The following is a 26,939-nucleotide window of genomic DNA, read 5'->3' on the forward strand; positions in this document are numbered from 1 at the left end:
AAGGGGCCGGCTTCATGGCGGTGGCGCGTTCGGACATTCCCGAGTCGGCGTTGCCCCCGGCAGCACGATGCTCCCGCCCAACCCGCCGACGGAAGCACACCACAACACGTCAGGTCTGGGCCATGTCGACGAAGCGGGAGTAGTGGCCCTGGAAGGCGACCGTGATGGTGGCGGTGGGGCCGTTGCGGTGCTTGGCGACGATGAGGTCCGCCTCGCCCGCGCGCGGGGACTCCTTCTCGTAGGCGTCCTCGCGGTGCAGCAGGATCACCATGTCCGCGTCCTGCTCGATGGAGCCGGACTCACGCAGGTCGGAGACCATCGGCTTCTTGTCGGTGCGCTGTTCGGGTCCCCGGTTGAGCTGGGAGAGGGCGATGACCGGGACTTCCAGCTCCTTGGCCAGCAGCTTGAGGTTACGGGACATCTCCGAGACCTCCTGCTGACGGCTCTCGGGGCGGCGGGAGCCGCCCGTCTGCATCAGCTGGAGGTAGTCGATGACGATCAGCTGGAGGTCGTTGCGCTGCTTGAGGCGGCGGCACTTGGCGCGGATCTCCATCATCGACAGGTTCGGCGAGTCGTCGATGTACAGGGGCGCGTCGGTGACCTGCGGCATCTGACGGGCCAGCCGGGTCCAGTCCTCGTCCGTCATCGAACCCGAGCGCATGTGGTGCAGCGCCACCCGGGCCTCGGCGGACAGCAGGCGCATCGCGATCTCGTTGCGGCCCATCTCCAGGGAGAAGATCACGCTGGGCATGGTGTGCTTGATGGAGCAGGCGCGGGCGAAGTCCAGGGCGAGGGTGGAGTTGTGCGTGGGCACCATCGCCCGACCGGCCAGATAGAGGCTGTCGGCATTGTCCACCTGCACGCAGCGCACCGGAACGCTGGGCACCGGGCGCACCTCGGTGATGAACCGGGCATCCGCACGGGGGGCGTGTGCCGGCCTGCGCTCCTTGTGGAGCAGCCGCTTCCGCTCCAGCCGGAAGACCTCGTCGGGGGTGGTGAAGGTGATCTCGTGGAGCACCGGGCCCGTCGGGGAGTCCACGCGGGGGCCGTGGTCCTCGCAGAGGCCCTGGCCTTCGTGCTCCTCGTCCCCGCCCCCGTCCCGCAGCCGGCGGGTGGTCCAGGCGCAGCGGTAGCCGAGACCGAGCAGCAGTTCGCGGAAGTCCTCGGCGAACTGCCGACGGGTGACGGCGAAGCTGACGGCGCCCGCTTCTCCGACCGTGCCGTGGGTGTCCAGCAGTCCGGCCAGGAGCGCCCGGCGCTGGGGCTCGGAGGCCCGCAGATAGCTCCGCGGGATGCGCTTGCTCTCCGTCATCCCCATCGTACGGAGAACCGTCCGGGCGCTCCCGGACGGCACCGGAGCGCCGGGCGGGTGGAACGCGTGGCTCGATGTGTGGCCGATCCGGGAGGTGGCGTATCCGTCGGCTCCGAGCTGGAGCAGCACCTCGGGTTCGTCGGTGGTGACCCGGAGCGTGTCGGCTGCCCCGTCGTCGTCGGTGGCGCTGTCGACGTCGAAGGCCACGTCGCCGTCGGGGGATCCGCCGAGCCAGGCGCCCAGGCTGTACGGCGCGAGCGGCAGTTGGCGCTCCGGCAGGTCCAGCGGGGCCGTGTTCCGCACCGAGTGGTCGAGGCGGCGGTCGGACGTGGAGTGCAGCGTCTCGGCGAGCTGCCGGGTGGTGCGCACCGCCGGGAGGTCCTGCGGGGGCCGGCCGTCGCCGCTGCGGGCCGCTTCCCGCGCGGCCCGGCGGGAGGCACGGGTGTCCGTGAGCCACTGGTGCTCGGCGTCGGCGACGAGCACGGTGCCGTCGTCGAACCGGACCTCGTAGCAGGGACGGTCCGTCATGACCTCGGTGGCGGCGGTGACGCGGGTGGCGCGGCCGTGCGCGTCCAGCAGCCGCTCCCCGACCTTCACCTCGCCCATCGTCGTCCACCCGGAGGGGGTGGGGAGGGGCGTGTCCAGCGCGAGGGCCTTGCCCATGGCGGGACGGGCGGCGATGACGATCATCTGGCCGGGGTGCAGGCCGTTGGTGAGCGAGTCGAGGTCGGTGAAGCCGGTGGGGACGCCGGTCATCTGGCCGCTGCGGGAGCCGATGGCCTCGATCTCGTCGAGGGCGCCCTCCATGATGTCGCCGAGCGGAAGGTAGTCCTCGGAGGTGCGCTGCTCGGTGACGGCGTAGATCTCGGCCTGTGCGCCGTTGACGATGTCGTCCACGTCGCCGTCCGCCGCATAGCCCATCTGGGTGATGCGGGTGCCGGCCTCGACCAGGCGGCGCAGGATGGCGCGTTCGTGGACGATCTCCGCGTAGTACTCGGCGTTGGCCGCGGTGGGGACGGCCTGGACCAGCGCCTGGACGTAGCCGGGGCCGCCGACCCGGGCGATCTCCCCGCGCCGGGTGAGTTCGGCGGTGACGGTGATGGGGTCGGCGGGCTCGCCCTTGGCGTAGAGGTCGAGGATGGCCTGGTAGACCGTCTCGTGCGCCGGGCGGTAGAAGTCGACGCCCTTGAGGACCTCGACCACGTCGGCGATGGCGTCCTTGGACAGCAGCATGCCGCCGAGGACGGATTTCTCCGCCTCCAGGTCCTGCGGGGGCACCCGCTCGAACCCGCCTGCCGGGCCCTCGGCTCCGCGGTCGTGCTGCTCGGGCAGGCCGGGTCCGGAGCGCTCCGCGCCGGGGCCGGAGCGGGAGCCGCCCGGCCCGCCGTTGCTTCCGCTGCCGTTGCGCCTGCGGCTCTGCGGCGGCTGCGCCGTCAGGGCGAAGCCCTCCTCGGTGGCGAGGTCGGCGGCCCAGGGGTCCTCCACGTGCTCGGGCTGCTGGGTCACCCCGCTTCGCCTCCTCCCACAGGTCCCGTCGTAGGGCACAGTCTTACGGCACAGCACTGACAAACGCTGGCAATCGGGCCGCCCGGCCCGGGTCACGGCGCGTCGCTGCGACGGTGTGGAAAGGGGAAACGCTGAAAACGGGCTGCACGGGCGCTGGTACACCGTAGGTGGCCCGCACGGTTCAGCCAATCACCTTATCCACAGGGTGGTGTGGACAGTCGGGGTCAACCTGTGGAGAAGCCGCCGAAAGCTGTGCACGAGTCGGGGGACAGTGCTGTGGATTACTTCCCAACCTCGCCAGGCCAGCTACTCTGACCTGCACTTTCACCGTCCACGCCCTGTGCGGTGAAAAAACTTTCCGTCGGCACCCCCGGGAGGGTCACCGAGGGTGTTCGCGCCTGTCGCGTACACCGTAAAGTAAGTGTCACAAGCCAATTGTGCTCATTACCTGTGGATGTTTGGATCGAACCCATGAGCCCCGCTTCCCCGACCACGCGCACCGCCGTGCGACGCCACGACCGTGAGATCATCGCGCTCGCCCTCCCCGCCTTCGGCGCACTCGTCGCGGAGCCCCTCTTCGTCATGGCCGACAGCGCCATCGTCGGCCACCTCGGCACCCCCCAGCTCGCCGGGCTCGGCGTCGCCGCGGCGCTGCTGCAGACCGGTGTGAACATCTTCGTCTTCCTCGCCTACGCCACCACCGCCGCCGTCGCCCGCCGGCTGGGCGCCGACGATCTGCCCGCCGCACTCCGGCAGGGCCTCGACGGCATCTGGCTGGCGCTCCTGCTGGGCGGACTCGTCGTGGCAACCGTACTGCCCACGGCCCCCTGGCTGATCGACGCGTTCGGCGCCTCCCCGACCGCGGCGCCGCCCGGCACCACCTACCTGCGCATCAGCGCGCTCGGCATCCCGGCCATGCTCGTCGTCCTCGCCGCGACCGGCGTGCTGCGCGGCCTCCAGGACACCAGGACCCCGCTGTACGTGGCCGTCGGCGGGTTCAGCGCCAACGCGGCGCTCAACGCGCTGCTCGTCTACGGCGCGGGACTCGGCATCGCCGGTTCCGCCTGGGGCACGGTGCTCGCGCAGTGGGGGATGGCCGCAGTCTATCTCACCGTGGTGGTGCGCGCCGCGCTGCGGCACCGCGCCTCGCTCCGTCCCGACCTCGCCGGGATCCGGGCCAGCGGGCGGGCCGGGGCCCCGCTGCTGATCCGGACGCTCTCGCTGCGCGCCGTTCTGCTGATCGCCACCGTGGTGGCGGCACGCATGGGCGACGCCGACATCGCGGCCCACCAGATCACCCTCACCCTCTGGTCGCTGCTCGCCTTCGCGCTGGACGCCATCGCCATCGCCGGTCAGGCCATCATCGGGCGCTGTCTCGGCGCCTCCGACGCCGAGGGCGCCACGGCGGCCTGCCGGCGGATGGTGCTGTGGGGCGTGGTCTCCGGGGTGGTGCTGGGGGCGCTGGTCGCACTGGTGCGGCCGCTGTTCATGCCGCTGTTCACGACGGACCAGAGCGTGATCGACCAGCTCACCCCGGTACTGCTGGTGGTGGCCGTCACCCAGCCGATCGCGGGCGTGGTGTTCGTGCTCGACGGGGTGCTCATGGGCGCCGGGGACGGCCCCTACCTGGCGGGCGCCATGCTGGTCACCCTGGCGGTCTTCGCGCCGGTCGCGCTGGCGGTACCGGCGCTCGGCGGCGGGCTCACCTCGCTGTGGTGGACGGTCGCCGGACTGATGATGGCCACCCGGCTGGTCACCCTGGCTCTGCGGGCCCGCTCGGGGCGCTGGGCCGTCACCGGCGCGGTACGCGCCTGACGGGCGGGCCGGGTGGAGGCGCCTGACGGAGGCGGGGCGCCTGGGTACGACGCGGCTGAGGCGGCCCCGGTACGACGCAGCAGGGCGCACCCCCGGAAGGGAGTGCGCCCTGCTGCGTGTCTCAACCGGCTGAGGCCGGCCGCGGCCGGCCTCAGCCATCCCCGTCGCGCGCGGCGTCAGGCCGCTGCGACGTCGACGCCTACCGTGGCGGTCACATCGGCGTGCAGCCGCACGGCGACCTGGTGGGCGCCCAGCGACTTGATGGGCGAGCCCACCTCGATGCGGCGCTTGTCCACGTCGGGGCCGCCGGACGCCTTGATGGCGTCGGCGATGTCCGCCTGGGTGACGGAGCCGAACAGCCGGCCCTGCTCCCCGGCGCGCACCGTGAGGCCGACGCGCAGGCTCTCGAGCCGGCTCTTGATCTCGTCGGCCTGCTCGATCGTCGCGATCTCGCGGATCTTGCGGGCGCGGCGGATCTGCTCGACGTCCTTCTCGCCGCCCTTGGTCCAGCGGATCGCGAAACCGCGCGGGACCAGGTAGTTGCGGGCGTAGCCGTCCTTCACCTCGACGACGTCGCCGGCGGCACCGAGGCCGGAGACCTCGTTGGTCAGGATGATCTTCATGGTGTGGTCACCCTTCCCTTATCGCGCGGTCGAGGTGTAGGGCAGCAGCGCCATCTCACGGCTGTTCTTGACGGCCGTGGCGACGTCGCGCTGGTGCTGGGTGCAGTTGCCGGTGACCCGGCGGGCACGGATCTTGCCGCGGTCGGAGATGAACTTCCGCAGCAGGTTCGTGTCCTTGTAGTCGACGTAGGAGATCTTCTCCTTGCAGAACACGCAAACCTTCTTCTTCGGCTTGCGAGCAGGCGGCTTCGCCATGTCTCTACTCCTATGAGTTTCGCTCAGAAGGGTGGCTCGTCCGAGTAGCCGCCACCGTTGCCCCCGCCGGGGGCACCGCCCCAGTTGCCGCCGCCGCCCTGGCCGCCTCCGGCCGGGCCGGTGGCCCACGGGTCGTTCGCGGGGCCGCCGCCCTGGCCGCCCTGGCCACCGGGGCCGCCGCCCCAGTTGCCGCCGCCGCCCTGGCCGCCGCCACCGCCGAAGCCGCCGCCCTGGCCGCCGCGGCCGGTGGTCTTGGTGACCTTGGCCGTGGCGTTGCGGAGGCTGGCGCCGACCTCGTCGACGTCCAGCTCGTAGACCGTGCGCTTGATCCCCTCACGGTCCTCGTACGAGCGCTGCTTGAGGCGGCCCTGCACGATGACGCGGGTGCCCTTGGTGAGGGACTCGGCGACGTTCTCCGCCGCCTGCCGCCAGACCGAGCAGGTCAGGAACAGGCTCTCGCCGTCCTTCCACTCGTTGGTCTGCCGGTCGAAGGTGCGGGGGGTGGACGCGACACGGAACTTCGCGACCGCCGCACCGGAGGGGGTGAAGCGCAGCTCGGGGTCGTCGACGAGATTGCCGACGACCGTGATGACGGTCTCGCCTGCCATGGGTGAACCTCTCGGCGTGCTGCTGGCTGCTGTGGTGCCTGGTGGTGCTCGGTGGTGCTGTGGTGCTCGGTGCTACTCGGGAGTCGGCCTCAGTGGGTCGACGGGCGCAGGACCTTGGTCCGCAGGACGGACTCGTTCAGGTTCATCTGCCGGTCGAGCTCCTTGACCACAGCGGGCTCGGCCTGCATGTCGATGACCGAGTAGATGCCCTCGGGCTTCTTGTTGATCTCGTAGGAGAGACGACGACGGCCCCAGGTGTCGACCTTCTCGACCTTGCCGTTGCCCTCGCGGACGACGGAAAGGAAGCTCTCGATCAGGGGGGAGACAGCGCGCTCCTCCAGATCGGGGTCGAGGATGACCATCACCTCGTAGTGACGCATGTGGAACCCACCTCCTCTGGACTCAGCGGCCACGGTCGTTCCGTGGCAGGAGGGTCGTGATGCGTTTCCGCACCCGCGGGAGTCGTTTCCGCACCCGCGGGGTGCAGACGGGCCAGCCTACCCGGCCACGGCCTTCCGGTTGAAATCCAGGGGTAACCCGGAGCAATCTGGACACCTCAGATGTGAGCGGCGTTACAGTCCGCGCCGCGCTTCCCCCGGGAGCCGCGTCCCCGCCCGGAGCCGCGTCACACTGTCCACAGCTGCGTCGGGAGGTGCCACATGGCACAGGCAGTGCGCTGGAACCATCCTTTCTCCTATCTGAACTCCGACGGCAAGCGGCATCCCGTGGAGAACTCCTTCGCGAGCGTGACGCTGCTGCTGGGCGTAGTGGCCGTGATCACCGCATGGTGGCCGGGGCTGCACATGATCGGCTCGTGGGCGGGGCTGATCGGAATCCTCACCGGGGCCTGGGGCCAGTTCATCTCCGCGACGACAGGTGAGCGGTTCGTGACGATCATCGGGCTCGGCGCCGCGGCGGTCGGGTTCTACCTGGGCGTGGCGCACGGCGGCCTGGTGCCGTAGCCGCTGCCGTAGGACGGGCACAGCGCGCGGGTGCCGGGAGGCGCCCGCGCGGGAGCCGACGGGACAGGCCGCGCGGGAGCCGGTCGGGACGGCCCGAAACCGCCTCTCCGGCCAGGCCCTGGGCCGAACAGGGCGTCGCGGGGCACAGTAGGCTTCCCGGCGAGCATCGTCAGTTCCCGGAGGAGCGTCCCGCCATGAGCCTGACCCTGAGGACCGTCAGCCGAGAGCAGCATCTGGCGTATATCCAGAGCCTGCCGTCGGCCAGCCACTGTCAGGTGCCCGCCTGGGCGGACGTCAAGAACGAGTGGCGCTCGGAAAGCCTGGGCTGGTTCGACGAGCGTACGGGCGAGATGGTGGGGGCCGGGCTGGTGCTCTACCGGCAGCTTCCGAAGGTCAAGCGCTACCTCGCGTATCTGCCCGAGGGCCCGGTGATCAATTGGTACGCGCCCAATCTGGACGAGTGGCTGCGCCCGATGCTCGACCACCTCAAGCAGCACGGCGCCTTCTCCGTGAAGATGGGCCCGCCCGTGGTGATCCGGCGCTGGGACGCGGCGGCCATCAAGAAGGGCATCCAGGACCAGGACGTCAAGCGGCTGCGCGACATCGAGGCCACGCACATCGAGCCGCGCGCCTTCGAGGTGGCCGACAAGCTGCGCAAGATGGGCTGGCAGCAGGGTGAGGACGGCGGCGCGGGCTTCGGCGACGTGCAGCCGCGCTACGTCTTCCAGGTCCCGCTGGAGGGGCGCTCGCTGGAGGACGTGCACAAGAGTTTCAACCAGCTCTGGCGCCGCAACATCAAGAAGGCCGACAAGGCCGGGGTGCAGGTGGTCCAGGGCGACATGGCCAACCCGTACGACCTGGACGAGTGGCAGCGGCTGTACGAGATCACCGCCGAGCGCGACCGGTTCCGGCCCCGGCCCAAGGCGTACTTCCAGCGGATGTGGAACGTGCTGAACGCCGAGGACCCGCAGCGGATGCGGCTGTACTTCGCCGAGCACGAGGGCGAGCGCATCTCGGCCGCCACCATGCTGGTCGTCGGCGGTCACGTCTGGTATTCCTACGGCGCCTCCGCCAACCACAAGCGCGAGGTGCGACCGTCCAACGCGATGCAGTGGCGGATGCTCCAGGATGCCTACGCCCTGGGTGCGAGCGTGTACGACCTGCGCGGCATCAGCGACTCGCTGGACGAGAACGACCATCTGTTCGGCCTGATCCAGTTCAAGGTCGGTACCGGTGGGCAGGCGGCCGAGTACCTCGGCGAGTGGGACTTCCCGCTCAACAAGCTGCTGCACAAGGCGCTCGACATGTACATGTCTCGTCGCTGAACGCGCTCCCCGCGCCCGTCCGGGCTGTCCGCCCGACAGCACGACCCCACCAGACGACCCCACCAGAAAGGTTCCGTACCGGCCATGGCGCTCTCCCTCTACGTCGACAACGATCGCTGGCGAGCGCACCAGCAGACCGTGATCCAGCAGTTCCCGGGCATCGTGCCGGTCTGCAAGGGCAACGGCTACGGCTTCGGCCACGAGCGCCTGGCCGACGAGGCCACCGCGTTCGGCGCCGACATCCTGGCCGTCGGCACCACCTACGAGGCGGCCCGTACGAAGGACCTGTTCGGCGGCGATCTGCTGGTGCTCACCCCGTTCCGCAAGGACGAGGAACCGGTGCCGCTGCCCGACCGCGCCATCCGCTCGGTCTCCTCGGTGGAGGGCGTGGGCCTCATGCGCGGGGCCCGGGTCGTCATCGAGGTGATGAGCAGCATGAAGCGGCACGGCGTCACCGAGCAGGACCTGCCGCGGCTGCACGCCGCCATCGACGAGGTCCGCCTGGAGGGCTTCGCCATCCATCTGCCGCTGGACCGGGCCGACGGCTCGGACGCGGTGGAGGAGGTCATCGGCTGGATGGACCGGCTGCGCGCCGCGCGGCTGCCGCTGGACACCATGTTCGTCAGCCACCTGCTGCCGGAGGAGTTCGCCGTCCTCCAGCAGCAGTTCCCGCAGACCCGCTTCCGCGCCCGGATCGGCACCCGGCTGTGGCTGGGCGACCACGCCGCCACCGAGTACCGGGGCGCGATCCTGGACGTCAGCCGGGTGGCCAAGGGCGAGCGGTTCGGCTACCGGCAGGCCAAGGCGTCCGGCGACGGCTGGCTCGTCGTCGTCGCGGGCGGCACCTCGCACGGGGTGGGCCTGGAGTCCCCCAAGGCGCTGCACGGCATCACACCGCGCGCCAAGGGCGTCGCCCGCGCGGGCCTGGCGACGGTCAACCGGAACCTCTCCCCGTTCGTCTGGGCGGGCAAGCAGCGCTGGTTCGCCGAGCCGCCGCACATGCAGGTCTCCATCCTCTTCGTCCCCGCCGACGCGCCGGAGCCGCATGTGGGCGAGGAGCTCGTCGCGATCCTCCGCCACACCACCACCGCGGTGGACCGGACAGTGGACCGCTGACGGCAGTCACCTGACAGCAGCCCGCTGACGGCGGCCCGGGCAGCGCGGGCCGTGTCCGGCCGGCACGGGCCCGTCCGTCCCGGCCGCGGGGAGCGGCTACAGCAGTGGCAGCGCATGCAAGGAGGGGCCCGGGGAAACGTCCCCGGGCCCCTCCGCGCAGTGTGCCGTCAGCGGCCGGCGGTCAGCGCTCCGCCTTGCCGTCGATGAAGTCCTGCACGTTCTGCCGGGCCACGTCGTCGAAGTACTGCACGGGCGGCGACTTCATGAAGTACGAGGAGGCCGAGAGAATCGGGCCGCCGATACCGCGGTCCTTGGCGATCTTCGCGGCGCGCAGCGCATCGATGATCACACCGGCGGAGTTGGGCGAGTCCCACACCTCGAGCTTGTACTCCAGGTTCAGCGGCACGTCGCCGAAGGCGCGGCCCTCCAGCCGGACATAGGCCCACTTGCGGTCGTCCAGCCAGGCGACGAAGTCCGAGGGGCCGATGTGCACGTTGTCGGCGCCCAGGTCGCGGTCGGGGATCTGGGAGGTGACGGCCTGCGTCTTGGAGATCTTCTTGGACTCCAGCCGCTCCCGCTCCAGCATGTTCTTGAAGTCCATGTTGCCGCCGACGTTCAGCTGCATCGTGCGGTCCAGGACGACCCCGCGGTCCTCGAACAGCTTCGCCATCACCCGGTGCGTGATGGTGGCGCCGACCTGCGACTTGATGTCGTCACCGACGATCGGCACGCCCGCGGCGGTGAACTTGTCCGCCCACTCCTTGGTGCCGGCGATGAAGACGGGGAGCGCGTTGACGAAGGCCACCCCGGCGTCCAGGGCGCACTGCGCGTAGAACTCGACGGCGGACTGCGAGCCCACGGGCAGGTAGCAGACCAGCACGTCCGCCTGCGCGTCCTTCAGCGCCCGGACGACGTCGACGGGGGCGGCGTCGGACTCCTCGATGGTCTCGCGGTAGTACTTGCCCAGACCGTCGTGGGTGTGGCCGCGCTGCACGGAGACGCCGGTGGGCGGCACGTCGCAGATCTTGATGGTGTTGTTCTCACTGGCGCCGATGGCGTCGGCCAGGTCGAGGCCCACCTTCTTGCCGTCGACGTCGAAGGCGGCGACGAACTCGATGTCGCGCACGTGGTAGTCGCCGAACTGGACGTGCATCAGCCCCGGCACCTTGCCGTCCGGGTCGGCGTCCTTGTAGTACTCGACGCCCTGGACCAGCGATGCGGCGCAGTTGCCCACGCCGGCGATGGCTACGCGAACCGAACCCATTCCGGTTGCTCCCTGTGTGTTCTCGCTGAGGCTCGCGACGGAGCGCGGCCTCATCTGTCGGTGTTGTCGGACGGACCCGGTGCTGGACGGTCCGGACGGGTCTCCCGCGCCGGGCGCCCCGCACGCTCGCTCTCGATGAGTTCGCTGAGCCAGCGGACCTCGCGCTCCACGGATTCCATGCCGTGGCGCTGGAGTTCGAGCGTGTAGTCGTCGAGGCGCTCACGGGTACGGGCGAGGGAGGCGCGCATCTTCGCGAGCCTCTCCTCCAGTCGGCTGCGGCGTCCCTCCAGCACACGCATGCGGACGTCGCGCGAGGTCTGGCCGAAGAAGGCGAAGCGGACGCCGAAGTGCTCGTCCTCCCAGGTGTCGGGACCCGTCTGGGAGAGCAGCTCCTCGAAGTGCTCCTTGCCGTCGGCCGTCAGCCGGTACACGATCTTCGCCCGGCGCCCGGCCAGCGGGGCCGTCTGGGCCCGCGCGGCCTGCTGCTCCTCCGGCTGCTCGCTCGGCTCCTCCACCAGCCAGCCGCGCTGCACCAGCGCTTTGAGGCAGGGGTAGAGCGAGCCGTAGCTGAAGGCGCGGAAGACGCCGAGCGAGGTGTTGAGCCGCTTGCGCAGCTCGTACCCGTGCATCGGGGACTCGCGCAGCAGACCGAGTACGGCGAACTCGAGAACGCCGGAGCGCCTGCTCACCGTCCGCCCACCTCCGTCCACAACCGCTTATCCCGTGCTTATCTCGCTCTGATGTATCGACTCGATACATCCCGACGATAGAACGCGGCGCCGGGAGCGACAAGAGGGGGGTCGGTGAGGGCCCTCACATCGCCGATTCACCGGAGCACCTTTGCGCCCTTTGTGGCGAATACCGGCTAAGGACGGTTTTGAAGCTGCGTAGTCTGTCCGCGTGCAGACCACCGGGAACCGTGCGACGCGAGTGCGCGTCCTCGTCTCCGGTGAAGTGCGTCCGGGTCCGGTTCTCCCGTCCCGGCGCACCCGGGGGGACCAGAAGCAAACTGCCACCTTCAGGCGCACGGGCCGCCTGCCCGAGGAGTAGCTGTTCCAATGAGCGGAAACCGTCGAAAGCCGCCGCAGGGGCGCGGCCGTCGCGCGGCGCAGCCGCCACCGTCCTCCGGCCGCCGGTCGGCCTCCCGCGGTGGCGAGCAGCAGCCGCCCTCCGGTCCGGGCCCCGAAGCACAGGGCCACCGGTCGGCACCCGGCGGGTCCGGCCACGGCGGGGGCCGCGCGGAGGCCAGGAGAGCCGCCCAGGGCGGCGGACGGCGGCGGGCCGCGGCGGCGGCCGCCAACGCCCAGGGCGGGCGGCGCGGAGTCGGCCGCGGCCGCGGGACGCCGGAGCGCAAGCGCTTCATCGACTACCCGCGGGCCGGGAAGCACGGCGTGCGGCGCTGGCTGCCGTCCTGGAAGCTGGTGTCCGCCACCTGCTTCGGCTTCGTCGGGCTGCTGATCGTCGCCTTCGCCATCGGTCTGTGGATGGTGGAGGTACCCGACCAGGCCAAGGCGGACGCGCGCTCGCAGACGAACGTCTACTACTGGAAGGGCGGCGAACGGCTCGCGGTGGCGGGCGCCGAAGGGGAGAAGAACCGGCAGAACGTCTCGCTGAACCAGATGCCCGAGTCCCTCCAGCACGCGGTCGTCGCCTCGGAGAACGCGTCGTTCTGGGAGGACTCCGGCGTCGACCCGATGGGTATCGCACGCGCCGCCTTCAACATGGCGACCGGCGGGGAGACCCAGGGCGGTTCGACGATCACCCAGCAGTTCGTCAAGAACAACTACCTCACCCAGGACCAGACCATCAAGCGCAAGGTCACGGAGCTGTTCATCTCCATCAAGGCCGGCGCCACGATGAAGAAGTCGGAGATCCTGGAGGGGTATCTCAACACGGCCTACTTCGGCCGCGGCGCCTTCGGCGTCCAGGCGGCCTCGCAGGCGTACTTCAAGAAGGACGTCGCCGACATCACCCCGTCCGAGGGCGCGTATCTGACGACGCTGCTGAACGGCTCCGCGCTCTACGACCCCTACGAAGGGGACCGGAAGGCGAACGAGGCACGTTCGAAGAAGAAGTGGGCGTCCGTCCTCAACCGCGAGGTCGAGGTCCACAAGATGTCCCGCGCCGAGGCCGACAAGCTCATCAAAAAGGGTCTGCCGACGATCAAACCGCCGAAGAAGGCGATGGACAAGCGGGGTCAGAAGGGCTACCTGATCGACCTGGCCAACCGCTACCTGGTCAACAACGACGTCCTCACCCGTGAGCAGCTCAACCGCGGCGGCTACCAGATCACCACGACGTTCGACAAAGAGAAGACGTTCGCCCTCCGGGACTCGGTCAACAAGATCTACAAGGAGAACATCGACCCGAAGAAACGCCCTGATCTGGACACCCACGTCCAGTTCGGCGGCGCCTCGGTCTCTCCCAGCGACGGCAGAATCGTGGCCCTGTACGGCGGCAAGGACTACGTCAAGCACTTCACCAACAACGCGGACGAGACCGGTGTGCCCGTCGGCTCCACCTTCAAGCCGTTCGTGCTGAGTGCCGCCATGCGCGACGGCGTGCGCGACCGGAGTGGACCGGAGCAGCAGTCCGCCACCCAGCGCACCCTCGCCAACCCGGACAAGAGCTTCTACAGCGGCAAGAACAAGATGCTCGTCCGCAACTACAACGGCGAGATCTGGAAGAACAAGGAAGGCGAGTCCTGGCGGCAGACCAACGACGGCAACCAGGACTACGGCGAAAAGTCGGAGGACTACCGGATCGACCTGCGCGAGGCCATGGTGCACTCGGTGAACACCCCGTACGTGCAGCTCGGCATGGACGTGGGCATCCCGACGGTGCGCAAGAACGCCGAGGACGCCGGGCTGCTGCCCTCCAGCCTCAACAAGTCGAACAGCCCCTCCTTCTCACTGGGCATCTCCACCCCCAGCGCGATCCGGATGGCCGGCGCCTACGGCACGTTCGCCGCGCAGGGCAAGCAGCACGACCTGTACTCGGTGACCAAGGTCATCGGCCAGGACGGCAAGCGCCTCACCCTGCCCGAGCACAAGGTCAAGCAGTCCTTCAGCCCGCAGGTCGCCAACAACGTCACCGACGTGCTGACGGACGTCGTGGAGCGGGGCACCGGCACCGTCGCCAAGGGGATCGGCCGCCCGGCGGCCGGCAAGACGGGTACGACGGACGGCAACAAGTCGGCCTGGTTCGCCGGATACACCCCGCAGCTGTCGACTGCGGTCGGCATGTGGCGGATGAACGACGACGCCTCCGCCAAGGACCGCAAGTTCCTGGAGATGTTCGGCACCGGTGGCCAGGAGAAGATCCACGGCGCCTCGTTCCCGGCGCAGATCTGGACCTCCTACATGAAGTCCGCCCTCAAGGGCACGAGCGTCAAGCAGTTCCCCAAGGCGCAGCCCATCGGGGAGAAGGTCTACGGGCCCGGTGAGAGCCCCGAGCCGACACCGACCGAGACCACGGCGCCGCCGACCCCGTCGGAGACGCCCAGCGAGACGCCGTCCGAGTCGCCCTCGGAGTCCGAGTCGGGCGACCCGTCCCCGTCCGGCTCGAGCTGCCCGCCACTCGACCCCGGGTGCCAGGAGAACGGCGGAAACGACAACGGCGGAAACGGCAACGGCGGCGGCGACAACGGCGGAACCTCCGGACCGGGCGGCGGCCCGGGCGGCGGCGACGGGGGCGGTACCGGCGATCCGGGCGGCAACGACAACGGCGGAATCTTCGGCGGCCCCGTCGGCTCCCGGCGGGAGTGAGCACCCGGCCACGTCCCTGACGCACCGCTCCGCGGACGGCCCCCGGCCCGACTCCTGAAAACGGGAGTCCGAGCCGGGGGCCGTCCCCGTATCCGGGGTGCGGCAGGATGACCCCATGACGAGCGCCCCCACCGCACGGAACCCCGCTCCGCGAGCCGGCCGCCCCTCCGCCGCGCCGCCCGTCGTACGCCCCACGGACCACGACGAGGTGGCGACCGCCGCGAGCGAAGTGGCCGGCGGTCCCGCCGGCCGGCGCGCCGTGAGCGGGACCGGCTGGTGGACGCCGATCCGCACCGTGGTGACCCTCGCCCTGGCCATGTACACGCTTGGCCTGCTGCAGAAGGTCCCGTGCCTGGACGGTGGCTGGTTCTCCGGGCAGACCGCGCAGTACGTGCACGCCTGCTACTCCGACATCCCGCACCTCTACCACGGCCGGGGCTTCGCGGACGGCTTCCTGCCCTACCTCGACCGCATCCCGGACCGGATCTCCGGCGGCATGGACTACCTGGAATACCCCGTGCTCACCGGGGTGTTCATGTACATCGCGGCCAAGCTCACGGTGGGCGGGGACTCGCTCCAGCAGGAGGAGCAGCTCTACTGGGTGGTCAACGCCGGGATGCTGATGGTCTGCGCCGCGGTGCTGATCGTCTGCGTGGTCCGCACCCACCGCAACCGCCCCTGGGACGGCATGCTCGTCGCGCTCGCCCCCGCGCTGGCGCTGACGGCGACCATCAACTGGGATCTGCTGGCCGTGTCGATGACGGCCGCCGGGATGCTGCTCTGGTCCCGCTCGCGCCCGCTGGCGGCAGGGGTGCTGATCGGCCTGGCGACCGCGGCGAAGCTCTACCCCGCACTGCTGCTGGGTCCGCTGCTGCTGCTGTGCTGGCGGGCCGGACGCTGGGGCGCCTTCGGCCGAGTGATGGGTGGCGCGGCGGCCTCATGGGCGGTGGTGAACGTGCCGGTGATGCTGCTCTCCTGGGAGGGCTGGTCGAAGTTCTACCGCTTCAGCCAGGAGCGTCCGGTGGACTTCGGCTCGCTGTGGCTGATCCTCCAGCAGCGGACCGGGCGCACGTTCGACGACGCCAACCTCTATGCCACCCTCCTGATGGCCCTGGGCTGTGCGGGCATCGCCGCCCTCGCGCTGTGCGCGCCCCGCCGCCCCCGGTTCGCCCAACTCGCCTTTCTCGTAGTGGCGTTGTTCGTGCTCACCAACAAGGTCTACTCCCCGCAGTACGTGCTGTGGCTGATCCCGCTGGCCGCCCTCGCCCGCCCCAAGTGGCGGGACTTCCTCATCTGGCAGAGCTGTGAGGCGCTCTACTTCCTGGGGATCTGGCTGTACCTCGCCTACAACGGCTCCGACAAGCACCAGGGCCTGCCCGAGGACGGCTACCAACTGGTCATCGCCGCACATCTGCTCGGCACCGCCTATCTGTGCGCGATGGTGGTCCGCGACGCGCTGCGCCCCGAGAACGACCCGGTCCGCCGGGACGACGGCTCCGACGACCCGGGCGGCGGGGTACTGGACCGGGCACCCGATGCGTTCTCCCTGACCTCGCTCACCCGCCCGCCGGTACTCCAGCGCTCCGCGGTGCCGGTGGCGGGGGCGGCGGTGCACTGGGGCACGACGCTGCGGAAGTGAACCGGCCGGGCGGCCGGGCCGGGAGAGACCCCGGCCCGGGGCCGAGACAGGAACAGGGGTCGGGCCCGGAGCGGGGGCGAGCGGGGTGGCCGGCTGCGTCGTTTCACGTGAAACCGTCGTCGCCGGTCCGGACTGTGTGAGGCTGTCCCCATGTCCGTCGCCCGCGATCTCCGCACCCTGCTTCGCTTTCCGGACTTCCGGAAGCTGCTGACGGTACGGCTGCTCTCCCAGTCGGCCGACGGCATCTACCAGATCGCACTGGCGGCCTATGTCGTCTTCTCCCCCGAGAAGGAGACCTCCCCCGCTGCCATCGCCTCCGCGCTGGCGGTGCTGCTGCTGCCGTACTCCGTGCTCGGACCGTTCGCGGGGGTGCTGCTGGACCGCTGGCAGCGCAGGCAGGTGCTCTTCTTCGGCAACCTTCTCCGCACCGCACTGGCGACCGTCACCGCGGCGCTGGTGTTCGGCGCCGTCCCGGAGTGGCTCGTCTTTCTGTCCGCGCTCACCGTCACGGCCGTCAACCGGTTCGTCCTCGCCGGACTGTCCGCCGCCCTGCCGCGCGTCGTGGACGGCGAGCGCCTCGTGGTGGCCAACTCCCTGTCCCCGACCGCGGGGACGCTCGCCGCGACACTGGGCGGCGGTGTCGCCTTCGTGGTGCGCTTCCTCGCCCCCGGCGCCGGACGGGACGCGGATGCCCTGGTCCTGCTGACGGCCGCCGCAGTGTATCTGCTGGCCGGCCTCGCCTCACTGCGGATGGGCAAGGAACTGCTCGGCCCTGATCCCGCCGAGGTGCAGCCCCGCGTCCTCGCTGCCGTCGCCAGCACCGCGCGGGGGCTGCTCGCGGGGCTGGTCCACCTCGGCGGGCGTCCTGCCGCCGTGTACGCGCTGACGGCCTCGGCACTGATGCGGTTCTGCTACGGAGCACTGACGGTCACGGTGCTGATGCTGGCCCGGTACGCATGGAACGGAAGCGGCGACTCCGACGGTGGGCTCCCGCTGCTGGGGATCGCGCTCGGCCTCTCGGGGCTTGGGTTCTTCGTCGCCGCCGTCATCACGCCCTCGGCGGTGCCTCGGGTCGGCATCTTCGGCTGGATGGCGCTGTGCGCGGGTGCCGGGGCGGTACTGGAACCGGCCCTGGGGCTGTCCTTCCGGCCCGTGCCGATACTGCTGGCCGCCTTCGTGCTGGGGCTGGTGACCCAGGCCGGGAAGATCGCCACGGACACCGCTGTCCAGACCTCCGTGGACGACGCCTTCCGCGGCCGGGTCTTCTCCCTCTACGACATGCTCTACAACGTGTCCTACGTCGGGGCGGCCGGAGTCGCCGCGGCGATGCTTCCGCCGGACGGCCGGTCCGCGGCCGTCGTCGTCGGAGTGGCCGTGCTCTACGCGCTCCTCGCCGTCGCGCTCTTCCGCGTTTCACGTGAAACAACGCTGCGCGGCGGGACGGACCGGGTCAGCCCTCCTGCTGGGCCCACCACTTCCTGAGCTCCGCGACAGCGGCGTCGTATCCCAGCGGCCCGTGTTCCAGCCGCAGCTCCAGCAGATGCTTGTACGCCCGCCCCACCACGGGCCCGGGGGGCACGTCCAGCTCCCGCATGATCTCGTTGCCGTCGAGGTCGGGCCGGATGGCGTCCAGCTCCTCCTGCTCCTGGAGCCGGGCGATGCGCTCCTCCAGGCCGTCGTAGGCGCGGGACAGCGCCTGCGCCTTCCGCTTGTTGCGGGTGGTGCAGTCCGAGCGGGTCAGCTTGTGCAGCCGGCTCAGCAGCGGCCCGGCGTCCCGTACGTAGCGACGCACCGCGGAGTCCGTCCACTCGCCCGTGCCGTACCCGTGGAAGCGCAGATGGAGCTCCACCAGCCGCGAGACCTCCTTGATCATCTCGCTCGGGTACTTGAGCGCGGCCATCCGCTTCTTCGTCATCTTGGCGCCCACCACCTCGTGGTGGTGGAAGGAGACCCGTCCGTCCTTCTCGAACCGCCGCGTCCTCGGCTTGCCGATGTCGTGCAGCAGTGCCGCCAGCCGCAGCGTCAGATCGGGGCCGTCCTCCTCCAGGTCGATCGCCTGGGCCAGCACCGTCAGCGAGTGCTCGTAGACGTCCTTGTGCCGGTGGTGCTCATCGCGCTCCAGCCGCAGTGCGGGCAGCTCCGGCAGCACCCGGTCGGCCAGCCCGGTCTCCACCAGCAGCCGCAGCCCCTTGCACGGCTGAGGCGAGAGCAGCAGCTTGTTCAACTCGTCCCGGACCCGCTCCGCCGAGACGATCCCGATCCGGTCGGCCATCTCCTTCATGGCCGCCACGACCTCCGGCGCGATCTCGAAATCGAGCTGCGCGGCGAACCGGGCGGCACGCATCATCCGCAGCGGGTCGTCCGAGAAGGACGCCTCCGGAGTGCCCGGAGTACGCAGCCGACGGGTGGCCAGGTCCTCCCGCCCGCCGTACGGGTCGACGAACTCCTTCTCCGGCAGCGCGACCGCCATCGCGTTCACCGTGAAGTCACGCCGGACCAGGTCCTCCTCGATGGTCTCGCCGTAGGAGACCTCCGGCTTGCGGGAGGTGCGGTCGTAGACCTCCGACCGATACGTCGTCACTTCCAGGACAAAGTCGGATTTCTTGATCCCCACGGTGCCGAAGGCGATACCCACGTCCCACACCGCGTCCGCCCACGGCCGCACGAGCGCGAGCACGTCCTCGGGCCGGGCGTCCGTGGTGAAATCGAGATCATTGCCGAGCCGCCCCAAGAGCGCGTCCCGCACCGAGCCGCCGACCAGAGCGAGCCGGAAGCCGGCCTCCTGGAAGCGGCGCGCTAGCTCGTCGGCCACCGGCGCGACCCGCAGCAGCTCACTCACGGCGCGCCGCTGCACCGCACTGAGCTGCTCGGCCGCCGGACGGTCCGCTGCGGACATCGCGGGCACGACGGTGGGCTGGTCCTGGCTGTCACTCTTGGCGTTCGGCACAACAGCACAGGTTACGTTGCCGCCCCGCGCGCAGGCGCCCCCGTTCCCAGCAACCGCCCGGGACCCGCGGTACCGGCCTGGGTGATCATGTGGTGGACGGCGCGGCACTTCCACCCTGCGGGCATCGTTACCATCAGGGATCCGGAACGGGACACCGGCGCCCCGGAACGGAACGTCGGGGATCCCGCCGTACCCTCCACAGCCGGAGAATCCGCGCCGGGCACCGGCACCACCATGCGCCGAGCACCAGGCGCCAGACAGCAGGCACCACAGCGACACAGCACATTCGACACACGTCGACGCAGCAATCGAGACGACAGACGACGGGATGGACGAGCGCGTGGCCGAGGCGGCTGAGAGTCAGGCTCCCCCTGGCCCGGAGGGGACGAACCGCTGGAGGCGCCGGGCTGCGGCGCTCCTCATGGCCGCACTCCCCGTGCTGGCCGGAGTGCTCCCCGCAACCACCTCGGCGGCCGCCGCGGCGCCCGCCGCCGCCTCCGGGAACGCCGCCGCGGCAGCGCCCACGGTCCGCAGCGGCACCGGCTCCCGCAGCGCGCAGATCTCCCTCGACGAGGTCACGCCGACCGTCCCCGAGAAGGGCGACACGCTCACGCTGAGCGGCACCGTCACCAACACCAGCAAGACGTCGCTGACCGATCTGCGGCTCGCCCCCCGCATCGGTCCCACTCTCACCTCGCGCAGCGCCATCCAGCAGGCGGCACGGCGCAAGGGCTACCTCTCCGGGGCCGACGGCATCGAGGTCCCCGGCGACCACGGCGCGCGGCTCAGCGGCCTCGCCTCCGGCGTCACCCGCTCCTTCACCCTCAAGGTGCCGGTCGACGACCTCCACCTGAGCGGCGGCGGGGTCCATCAGCTCGCCGTCTCCCTCACCGGACAGACCCGCAACCGTCCCTACGCCCAGATCCTCGGCATCGGCCGCACCTTCCTGCCCTGGCAGGAGGGGACACCCGAGAACCGGACCCGGCTCACCTACCTCTGGCCGCTGATCTCCACCCCGCACGTCACGGCACGCACCCAGTCCGACGAACAGCAGACCCCCGTCTTCGAGGACGACTCGCTCGCGGACGAGCTGGCACCCGGCGGCCGGCTCCAGCAGATGCTGGAGCTCGGCAAGGACCTCGACGTCACCTGGGTCATCGACCCCGACCTGCTGGCGAGCGTCGACATGATGGCCGGGCGCTACCGGGTGCAGAAGCCCGGCGGCAAGCCGGAAGAGACCGTCGCGGGGAAGAACCAGGCATACGCCAAGCGCTGGCTGGCCGAGCTCCAGCAGGCGGTCGAGGGCAAGGAGGTCGTCGCCCTCCCGTTCGCGGACCCGGACCTGGCCTCGCTCGCCCACCGCGGCACCAGGGTCCGCGGCGCCCTCAGCTCCCTGGGCCAGGCCACCACGCTGGCCAAAAGGACCGTACAGGTGGTGCTCCACGTGAAACCGAGCACGGACTTCGCCTGGCCCTACCAGGGCGCTGTCGACTCCTCCATCGTGGATGTCGCCACCTCGGCGGGCGCGCGCAACGTCATCGCCCGGAGTGACAGCGTCCGCGAGAAGGGGCTGTCCTACAGCCCCACCGCGGCCCGCCCGATCGGCAGCGGCAACACCGCGCTGGTCGCCGACGCGCTGCTGTCCACCGCGTTCGAGGGCGACATGTCGCGGGCGGGGAACTCCTCGCTCGCCGTCCAGCGGTTCGCCGCGCAGTCCCTCGCGCTGGCCCGGCAGGTGCCCTCCCGCAGCCGCAGCGTCGTCGTCGCCCCGCAGCGCAGGCCCAGCGTCTCCCAGGCGCAGGCGATGGCGGCGGGCATCGAGGCGCTCGAGGGCAGCGGCTGGACGGAGACCAGCAGCCTGGCGGACGCCGCCGAGGCCAAGCCCGACCCGAACGCACGGCGCCGGATGCCCGCGCCGTCCTCCTACCCCTCCTCGTTGCGGAAGAGCGAGCTGCCCACCGCCGCCTTCGAGCAGGTGCGGAAGACCAAGGACGGGCTGGAGGACTTCAAGCGGATCCTCAGCCAGGCCGAGCGCGTCATGCCGCCGTTCACCACGGCGATAGACCGCGAGGTCTCCAACGCCTGGCGGGGCGAGGGCCGGGCCGGAGAGCGCTATCGCGACTCCGTGGAGAAGTACCTGCTGGAGCTGCGGGGCGCGGTCAAGCTCATCAAGAAGTCGGACATCACCCTCTCCGGGCGCGAGGCCACCATCCCGGTGACCGTCCAGAACAATCTCGCGCAGGGGGTCGACGGGCTCGTCCTGGAACTGCGCTCCAGCCGGGTGGGGCTGGACGTGGGCGACGCCAAGCGGGTCAAGGTCGACGGGGAGCACACCCAGTCCCTCAAGTTCGACACCAGCGCCAAGAACAACGGCCGCGCCTACGTCTACGCACAGCTCTACACCGAGGACGGTGAACGCTACGGCAAGGTGATGAAGTTCCAGGTCAATGTGACCTCCATCACCTCGACCGTGCTGCTGGTGATCGCGGGCGGTGTGCTGCTGATCGTGCTCGCGGGCATCCGGATGTACACGCAGCGCAAGCGCTCCGGCCCGGCCCCCGACCCGGATGCTCCGCTGGAGCAGCCGGACGGCGACGACGCGGACGACGCGGACGGCGCGGACGGCCTCGACGACGCCGACGACGCCGACGACGCCGACGACGCGGAGGACGGAACGGAACCCGAGGGCGGCGAAGCGACGGACGGCGATGGCTCCGGCGACAGGGAAAGCGCCCCCGAGGGTCCTCCCGAGGAAGGCGCCGAGGACCACGCCGAGGGGACCGACGCCGCCGGGCGCGACAGCAGTGACGGAGACGACACCGAACGGGAAAGCGACAACCCCCCGGCGACGGGTGAGAAAGTGGACCGTTGACTCATCCGGGCGAGCAGGGGCAGGGGTAGGTAGCGACGATGAACGCGCCGTATGGCGGTGACCGGGGCCGGAACCCCGGTGACGGCTCTGGCCGGCCGGAAGACGCGTACGCACAGGACTCGTACGGGCCCGACCCGCACGAGGAGCGCGACCCCTCGGTCCACGATCCGCACACCTGGCCCTCCCCCGGCCCACAGCCCGAAGAACCGCACGCGGCACAGGACCCGCCGCGCTCCCCCCGCAGCCAGCCGTATCAGGGACAGCAGCCGTACCCGGGCACGCCATACCCGAGCACGCCGTATCCGGGCCAATCCCAGCAGGGGCCGGCATACCCGAGCCAGGCCCAGCAGGGGCAGGCACACCCAGGTCAGGCCCAGCAGAGCGGGCCGCCGCAGAGCCAGGCGTACCAGGGCCCGCAACCCGCCCAGCACCCGCTCCAGGCCCCGGGTACGGCCCACCGGCCACCGGCCCCGTCCTCGTCGCCCTCCTCGCCCACACCCCCGTCTCCGCACGCACCGCAGAGCGACGCCTTCGCGCACCTCTACCGCGACCAGGGTCAGGCGCCGCCACAGCAGTCCGCGCCGCCCGCGGGGCCGCCCCCGGGGTACGTCCCGCCCGCCGACCGGAGACAGCCGCCCGGCTCCGACCCGTGGCAGAACCCTTCACCGGGGCACGGCCCTTCACCGGGGCACGGCCCTTCGCCGGAGCACGGCCCGGGCCGGGACCAAGCGCAGTCCTCCGGGTTCCACCCGGAACCCACACAGCCGCCGCCCTACCCGCCCGAGCCGGGGGCTCCCGGTGCCGCCGAGGAACCGTCCGCGCAGACGGTCGATCTCGGCACCGTCGTCCCCAAGGGCGCTCCGCCCGGCGAAGAGGGCGCGGCTCCCGCCGCACCGCCCGCCTCCGGCGGCGGGGGAGGTCTCCTCAAGTCCAGCGCCATCATGGCCGCGGGTACGATGGTCTCCCGGCTCACCGGGTTCGTGCGCTCCGCGATGATCGTGGCCGCACTCGGCGCCTCGGCCCTCGGCGACAGCTATCAGCTCGCCATCACGCTGCCGACCATGATCTATGTGCTGACCGTCGGCGGCGGCCTCAACTCCGTCTTCGTGCCGCAGCTCGTCCGCGCCATGAAGGAGGACGGCGACGGCGGCGAGGCGTACGCGAACCGCCTGCTGACGCTGGTCGCGGTGATCCTGGGGGCGCTGGCCGTGGCCTCGGTGTTCGCAGCACCCGTCCTGGTGCGGCTGATGTCGGTGAAACTCGCCGACAACCCGGCGGCCAACGAGGTCACCGTGACCTTCGTGCGCTACTGCCTCCCCTCGATCTTCTTCATGGGCATCCATGTGGTGATGGGGCAGATCCTCAACGCGCGGGGCCGCTTCGGCGCCATGATGTGGACCCCGGTCCTGAACAACATCGTCATCATCGCCACCATCAGCATGTTCCTGTGGGTCTACGGCACCGCCGACACCTCGGATCTGACGGTCAACACCATCCCGCCCGAGGGTGCACGGCTCCTCGGGGTCGGCACCCTGCTGGGTCTGGTCGTACAGGCGCTGGCGATGATCCCGTACCTCCGGGCCGCGGGCTTCCGCATCCGCCCCCGCTTCGACTGGCGCGGACACGGCCTGGGCAAGGCCGCCAAGCTGGCCAAGTGGACGATCCTGTTCGTGCTCGCCAACCAGGCCGGCGTCCTGGTCGTCTCGCAGCTCTCCACCTGGGCGGGCACCACGGCGGCCCAGAGCGGCCACTCGGGCACCGGTTACATCGCCTACTCCAACGCGCAGCTGATCTGGAACATGCCGCAGGCGATCATCACCGTCTCGGTGATGGCCGCGCTGCTGCCCCGGCTCTCGCGCTCGGCCGCCGACGGTGACAGCGGAGCCGTGCGGGACGACATCTCGCAGGGCCTGCGCAACTCCGCCGTCGCCATCGTCCCGATCGCCTTCGGCTTCGTGGCGCTCGGTATCCCGATGTGCACGATGATCTACGGCTCGGCGGGCGTGGACGCGGCCCGTTCCATGGGGTACATGCTGATGGCCTTCGGCCTCGGCCTGATCCCCTTCTCGGTGCAGTACGTCGTCCTGCGTGCCTTCTACGCCTACGAGGACACCCGCACCCCGTTCTTCAACACGGTGATAGTGGCCGCCGTCAACGCCGTCGCCTCCGCACTGTGCTTCCTGCTGCTGCCCTCGCGCTGGGCGGTCGTGGGCATGGCCGCCTCCTACGGGCTCGCCTACATCATCGGCGTCGGCGTCGCCTGGCGCCGGCTCAGCCACCGGCTGGGCGGCGACCTCGACGGGCGGCACGTGATCCGTACGTACACCCGGCTCGCCGGGGCCAGCGTCCCGGCCACGCTCGCCGCCGGAGCCGCGGCCTGGGGCGTCACCCACGCGCTGGGCAGCGGCACGCTCGGCTCGATCGCCGCGCTGCTGGGTGGAGGGATCGTATTGGGCGCGGTTTTCGTCCTAGCGGCGAAGCGCATGCGCATCGAGGAGATGACGGCGATGCTCGGGATGGTGCGCGCCAGACTCGGCCGATGAAAAGCGGCTGGGAAACCGGCGTATACAACCATCATTCGCCCCCGCGTGTCGTGCATAGCGGCGAGGTGTAGGCACAATGTTTTTGGCCGTTTCCTGGAAAACGGCCACCACGGATGGGGAGGCAGGAACGACGGTGGCGGAACGGAGCACAGCCGCTGTCGGCGTGGCCGAGACCAGTGGCGCACATGACGCACCACTGACCGCCCAGCAGGACGGGGCCACGGGCGACGGTGCGACGGACGCGACGAACGGATACAGCCGCGACACCGGGACCTCGGACCACGACGAGTCCCCAGCCCACTCCACCGACACCGCACCGCTGACGGGTACGCGCGGTGCCACTCGCCCCGACTCCTCCCCCGAAGGGAGCAGTGGGAACCAGCCGAACTCGGATGGGGAGGAGCCTGCCGTCGATCCCGACGGAGCCGACGGGGCACGCGGTGACGACACCTCCCCGGCCGCTCCTGAGCGCCCCACCGACGCCGATTCCGGTGCCGACGCCGATCCCGGCACCGCTGCCGGTGCCGACTCCGACGCGGTCTCCGACCCGGACGCCGACGCGGCTTCCGGCCCCGACGGCGACAGCGACACGGAAGGCGCGGACAGAGCCACCGCGGACTCCGGCAACGCCGACGGGAAGGGTGCGGGGCAGCACACGGGGCGGCAGAAGCCCCGGAAGAAGGCCAAGGACCGCGAGAGGCCCGGAGCCGGCCGACAGCAGCCGGAGAGCCCCGGGGAGTCGGCCGAAGCGGCCTCCGGGCCGGCCGACGGGTCCTCGAAGCCCGCGCCCGCCGAGATGCGGGTCCCCGAGCTGCACAGCGGCCACAAGCTGGCCCGGCGGTACCGGCTGGAGGAGTGCGTCACCCGGCTCGACGGGTTCAGCAGCTGGCGCGCGGTCGACGAGAAGCTCCGTCGTGCCGTCGGCGTGCACGTCCTGCCCGTCGGCCACGCCCGCGCCCGCCAGGTCCTCGCCGCGGCCCGCTCGGCGGCCCTGCTCGGCGACCCCCGGTTCGTGCAGGTCCTCGACGCGGTCGAGGAGGGCGAACTGGTCTACGTGGTCCACGAGTGGCTGCCCGACGCGATCCCGCTCAGCGAGCTGCTCGCCGCCGGCCCCCTGGAGCCGCACGAGGCGTACCAGCTCGTCAACCAGCTCGCTCAGGCCCTGGCCGCGGCCCACCGCGAGGGCCTCGCACATCTGCGTCTGACGCCCTCCTGTGTGCTCCGGACCGGCATGGGCCAGTACCGCATCCGCGGGCTCGCGGTGAACGCGGCGCTGCGCGGTGTCACGAGCGAGCACCCGCAGCGGGACGACACGGAGGCGATCGGTGCCCTGCTGTACGCGGCGCTCACCCAGCGCTGGCCGTACGAGGAGGGTGCGCACGGACTGCCGGGCACCGGTTCGCTGGACATCGGGGCGCTGGTGGCCCCCGAGCAGCTCCGGGCCGGGGTCCACCGCGGTCTGTCCACGCTGGCCATGCGCGCTCTCGTGAACGACGGCGCGACTGCCTCCCGGCAGGAACAGCCCTGCACCACCCCGGACGAGCTGTGCAAGGCCGTCGCCTCGCTGCCCCGCATCCGCCCGCCGGAGCAGGCGTTCACCACCCCGCCCCCGTACCAGCGCACTGCCTACCAGCAGGGCAGCTTCGGGGCGCCCGGCGGTCCCGGCGGTGCTGCTCCCGGCAGTCCGGCCGCGGTGCCGGGCGCCGAGCCCCCGGCTCCGCCCACGCTGCCCGGGCGCACCGGCAAGGCCCTCAAGTGGGGGGTCTCCGCGCTGCTGATCGCCGCCCTCGGTCTGGGGAGCTGGCAGATCGCCGACGCCCTGCTCAAGGGCGAACCGGTCAAGGAGAAGCCCACCAAGCCGGTGGAGGGCGAGGACAAGCCGGTGCAGACCGGCAAGCCCATCAAGATCCGAGAGGTGCAGGACTTCGACCCGGAGAGCTCGGACGGACGCGAGAAGCCGGAGCGGGCGGGCGACGCCGTGGACGGCGACCCCGGCACCTACTGGCTCACGGACAAGTACCTGGGCCACCCCACCTTCGGCAATCTGAAGTCCGGTGCCGGCCTCATCCTCGATCTCGGGAACACCCGGCAGGTCAGCCAGCTGAAGGTGGACTTCATCGGGAAGACCTCGGCGAGCTTCCTGGCCGCGCCGAAGAGCGTCACCAACACACCTTCCTCACTGGGCAGTTTCAGCAAGGTCACCAACGGCTCCGGGGCACACCTCACCCTGAAGGCCAAGAAGCCCATCAAGACCCGCTACGTGCTGCTGTGGCTCACCAAGCTCCCGGCCACCGACGGCGGCGACTACCGTGGTCGCGTCACGGAGGTCCAGGTCCTCAGCTGAGGCCGCGGGCGCCGCTTCCGACATGCGGGCGGCAGGGTGAG

The 26,939-nt window shown here is 70.9% G+C and carries 18 protein-coding genes; 10 read left to right on the forward strand and 8 right to left on the reverse strand.

Going from position 1 to position 26,939, the window contains the following annotated elements:
* Positions 1-109: 109 nt before the first annotated feature.
* Positions 110-2,818: a replicative DNA helicase gene (gene dnaB, locus P2424_RS15235; protein WP_346660093.1), complete on the reverse strand. Its 2,709-nt coding sequence runs from the start codon at positions 2,816-2,818 to the stop codon at positions 110-112.
* 471 nt (positions 2,819-3,289) lie between these two features.
* On the opposite strand from dnaB, the gene P2424_RS15240 reads away from it, so the two are divergent.
* Positions 3,290-4,633 carry an MATE family efflux transporter gene (locus P2424_RS15240; RefSeq protein WP_276476278.1) on the forward strand — a complete coding sequence of 448 codons (1,344 nt, stop codon included), beginning with the start codon at positions 3,290-3,292 and terminating at the stop codon, positions 4,631-4,633.
* A 176-nt stretch (positions 4,634-4,809) separates the two neighbouring features.
* Here P2424_RS15240 and rplI read toward each other — a convergent pair whose 3' ends face one another.
* The 4 genes from rplI to rpsF all read right to left on the reverse strand — a co-directional run bounded on the left by rplI (position 4,810) and on the right by rpsF (position 6,499).
* The gene (gene rplI / locus P2424_RS15245; RefSeq protein ID WP_276476279.1) at positions 4,810-5,256 is read right to left on the reverse strand and encodes a 50S ribosomal protein L9; all 447 of its coding nucleotides are present in this window, start codon (positions 5,254-5,256) and stop codon (positions 4,810-4,812) included.
* Positions 5,257-5,274: 18 nt separating this feature from the next.
* A complete protein-coding gene (gene rpsR / locus P2424_RS15250) occupies positions 5,275-5,511 on the reverse strand; it encodes a 30S ribosomal protein S18 (RefSeq protein ID WP_003978893.1) in 237 nt (78 codons plus the stop codon).
* A gap of 23 nt (positions 5,512-5,534) precedes the next feature.
* A complete protein-coding gene (locus tag P2424_RS15255) occupies positions 5,535-6,119 on the reverse strand; it encodes a single-stranded DNA-binding protein (protein ID WP_276476280.1) in 585 nt (194 codons plus the stop codon).
* An 89-nt stretch (positions 6,120-6,208) separates the two neighbouring features.
* Complete coding sequence (gene rpsF / locus P2424_RS15260) at positions 6,209-6,499, reverse strand: 30S ribosomal protein S6 (RefSeq protein WP_019356728.1); 291 nt, start codon at positions 6,497-6,499, stop codon at positions 6,209-6,211.
* A gap of 279 nt (positions 6,500-6,778) precedes the next feature.
* On the opposite strand from rpsF, the gene P2424_RS15265 reads away from it, so the two are divergent.
* The 3 genes from P2424_RS15265 to P2424_RS15275 all read left to right on the forward strand — a co-directional run bounded on the left by P2424_RS15265 (position 6,779) and on the right by P2424_RS15275 (position 9,522).
* Entirely contained in the window at positions 6,779-7,081 is a 303-nt protein-coding gene (locus P2424_RS15265) for a hypothetical protein (protein WP_276476281.1), read from the forward strand.
* 194 nt (positions 7,082-7,275) lie between these two features.
* On the forward strand, positions 7,276-8,406 hold the full coding sequence (locus tag P2424_RS15270; protein ID WP_276476282.1) for a peptidoglycan bridge formation glycyltransferase FemA/FemB family protein: 1,131 nt from the start codon (positions 7,276-7,278) through the stop codon (positions 8,404-8,406).
* Positions 8,407-8,490: 84 nt separating this feature from the next.
* Complete coding sequence (locus P2424_RS15275) at positions 8,491-9,522, forward strand: alanine racemase (protein WP_019356731.1); 1,032 nt, start codon at positions 8,491-8,493, stop codon at positions 9,520-9,522.
* A 181-nt stretch (positions 9,523-9,703) separates the two neighbouring features.
* On the opposite strand, the gene P2424_RS15280 is transcribed toward P2424_RS15275, so the two are convergent.
* A complete protein-coding gene (locus P2424_RS15280; protein WP_074999076.1) occupies positions 9,704-10,786 on the reverse strand; it encodes an inositol-3-phosphate synthase in 1,083 nt (360 codons plus the stop codon).
* A 50-nt stretch (positions 10,787-10,836) separates the two neighbouring features.
* Positions 10,837-11,475, reverse strand: a complete 639-nt coding sequence (locus P2424_RS15285; RefSeq protein ID WP_276476283.1) for a helix-turn-helix transcriptional regulator — start codon at positions 11,473-11,475, stop codon at positions 10,837-10,839.
* A gap of 369 nt (positions 11,476-11,844) precedes the next feature.
* Between P2424_RS15285 and P2424_RS15290 the strand changes: the two genes are divergently transcribed.
* The 3 genes from P2424_RS15290 (at position 11,845) to P2424_RS15300 (ending at position 17,674) form a co-directional block, all read left to right on the forward strand.
* Positions 11,845-14,553, forward strand: a complete 2,709-nt coding sequence (locus P2424_RS15290) for a transglycosylase domain-containing protein (protein WP_276476284.1) — start codon at positions 11,845-11,847, stop codon at positions 14,551-14,553.
* Between the two features lie 115 nt (positions 14,554-14,668).
* Positions 14,669-16,192: a glycosyltransferase 87 family protein gene (locus P2424_RS15295; RefSeq protein WP_276476285.1), complete on the forward strand. Its 1,524-nt coding sequence runs from the start codon at positions 14,669-14,671 to the stop codon at positions 16,190-16,192.
* A gap of 150 nt (positions 16,193-16,342) precedes the next feature.
* A complete protein-coding gene (locus tag P2424_RS15300) occupies positions 16,343-17,674 on the forward strand; it encodes an MFS transporter (protein ID WP_276476286.1) in 1,332 nt (443 codons plus the stop codon).
* Here P2424_RS15300 and P2424_RS15305 read toward each other — a convergent pair.
* A complete protein-coding gene (locus P2424_RS15305; protein WP_276478990.1) occupies positions 17,643-19,088 on the reverse strand; it encodes a CCA tRNA nucleotidyltransferase in 1,446 nt (481 codons plus the stop codon). The genes P2424_RS15300 and P2424_RS15305 overlap by 32 nt on opposite strands.
* Positions 19,089-19,467: 379 nt before the next feature.
* On the opposite strand from P2424_RS15305, the gene P2424_RS15310 reads away from it, so the two are divergent.
* The 3 genes from P2424_RS15310 (at position 19,468) to P2424_RS15320 (ending at position 26,898) form a co-directional block, all read left to right on the forward strand.
* Positions 19,468-22,011, forward strand: a complete 2,544-nt coding sequence (locus P2424_RS15310) for a DUF6049 family protein (protein WP_346660094.1) — start codon at positions 19,468-19,470, stop codon at positions 22,009-22,011.
* A gap of 38 nt (positions 22,012-22,049) precedes the next feature.
* Positions 22,050-24,554 (forward strand): murein biosynthesis integral membrane protein MurJ, encoded by a 2,505-nt coding sequence (gene murJ, locus P2424_RS15315; protein WP_276476288.1) that lies wholly within the window; start codon positions 22,050-22,052, stop codon positions 24,552-24,554.
* Between the two features lie 133 nt (positions 24,555-24,687).
* Positions 24,688-26,898, forward strand: a complete 2,211-nt coding sequence (locus P2424_RS15320; RefSeq protein WP_276476289.1) for a hypothetical protein — start codon at positions 24,688-24,690, stop codon at positions 26,896-26,898.
* The last annotated feature ends 41 nt before the right edge of the window (positions 26,899-26,939 follow it).

It is taken from the genome of Streptomyces sp. WMMB303, from assembly GCF_029351045.1.
Lineage (GTDB): Bacteria > Actinomycetota > Actinomycetes > Streptomycetales > Streptomycetaceae > Streptomyces.

Bases quoted from the DNA above. Each gene is read 5' to 3' on its own strand.
- P2424_RS15240 (WP_276476278.1), top strand. From the start codon at position 3,290: ATGAGCCCCGCTTCCCCGACCACGCGCACCGCCGTGCGACGCCACGAC.
- rplI (WP_276476279.1), bottom strand. From the start codon at position 5,256: ATGAAGATCATCCTGACCAACGAGGTCTCCGGCCTCGGTGCCGCCGGC.
- rpsR (WP_003978893.1), bottom strand. From the start codon at position 5,511: ATGGCGAAGCCGCCTGCTCGCAAGCCGAAGAAGAAGGTTTGCGTGTTC.
- P2424_RS15255 (WP_276476280.1), bottom strand. From the start codon at position 6,119: ATGGCAGGCGAGACCGTCATCACGGTCGTCGGCAATCTCGTCGACGAC.
- rpsF (WP_019356728.1), bottom strand. From the start codon at position 6,499: ATGCGTCACTACGAGGTGATGGTCATCCTCGACCCCGATCTGGAGGAG.
- P2424_RS15265 (WP_276476281.1), top strand. From the start codon at position 6,779: ATGGCACAGGCAGTGCGCTGGAACCATCCTTTCTCCTATCTGAACTCC.
- P2424_RS15270 (WP_276476282.1), top strand. From the start codon at position 7,276: ATGAGCCTGACCCTGAGGACCGTCAGCCGAGAGCAGCATCTGGCGTAT.
- P2424_RS15275 (WP_019356731.1), top strand. From the start codon at position 8,491: ATGGCGCTCTCCCTCTACGTCGACAACGATCGCTGGCGAGCGCACCAG.
- P2424_RS15280 (WP_074999076.1), bottom strand. From the start codon at position 10,786: ATGGGTTCGGTTCGCGTAGCCATCGCCGGCGTGGGCAACTGCGCCGCA.
- P2424_RS15290 (WP_276476284.1), top strand. From the start codon at position 11,845: ATGAGCGGAAACCGTCGAAAGCCGCCGCAGGGGCGCGGCCGTCGCGCG.
- P2424_RS15295 (WP_276476285.1), top strand. From the start codon at position 14,669: ATGACGAGCGCCCCCACCGCACGGAACCCCGCTCCGCGAGCCGGCCGC.
- P2424_RS15300 (WP_276476286.1), top strand. From the start codon at position 16,343: ATGTCCGTCGCCCGCGATCTCCGCACCCTGCTTCGCTTTCCGGACTTC.
- P2424_RS15305 (WP_276478990.1), bottom strand. From the start codon at position 19,088: ATGTCCGCAGCGGACCGTCCGGCGGCCGAGCAGCTCAGTGCGGTGCAG.
- P2424_RS15310 (WP_346660094.1), top strand. From the start codon at position 19,468: ATGGACGAGCGCGTGGCCGAGGCGGCTGAGAGTCAGGCTCCCCCTGGC.
- murJ (WP_276476288.1), top strand. From the start codon at position 22,050: ATGAACGCGCCGTATGGCGGTGACCGGGGCCGGAACCCCGGTGACGGC.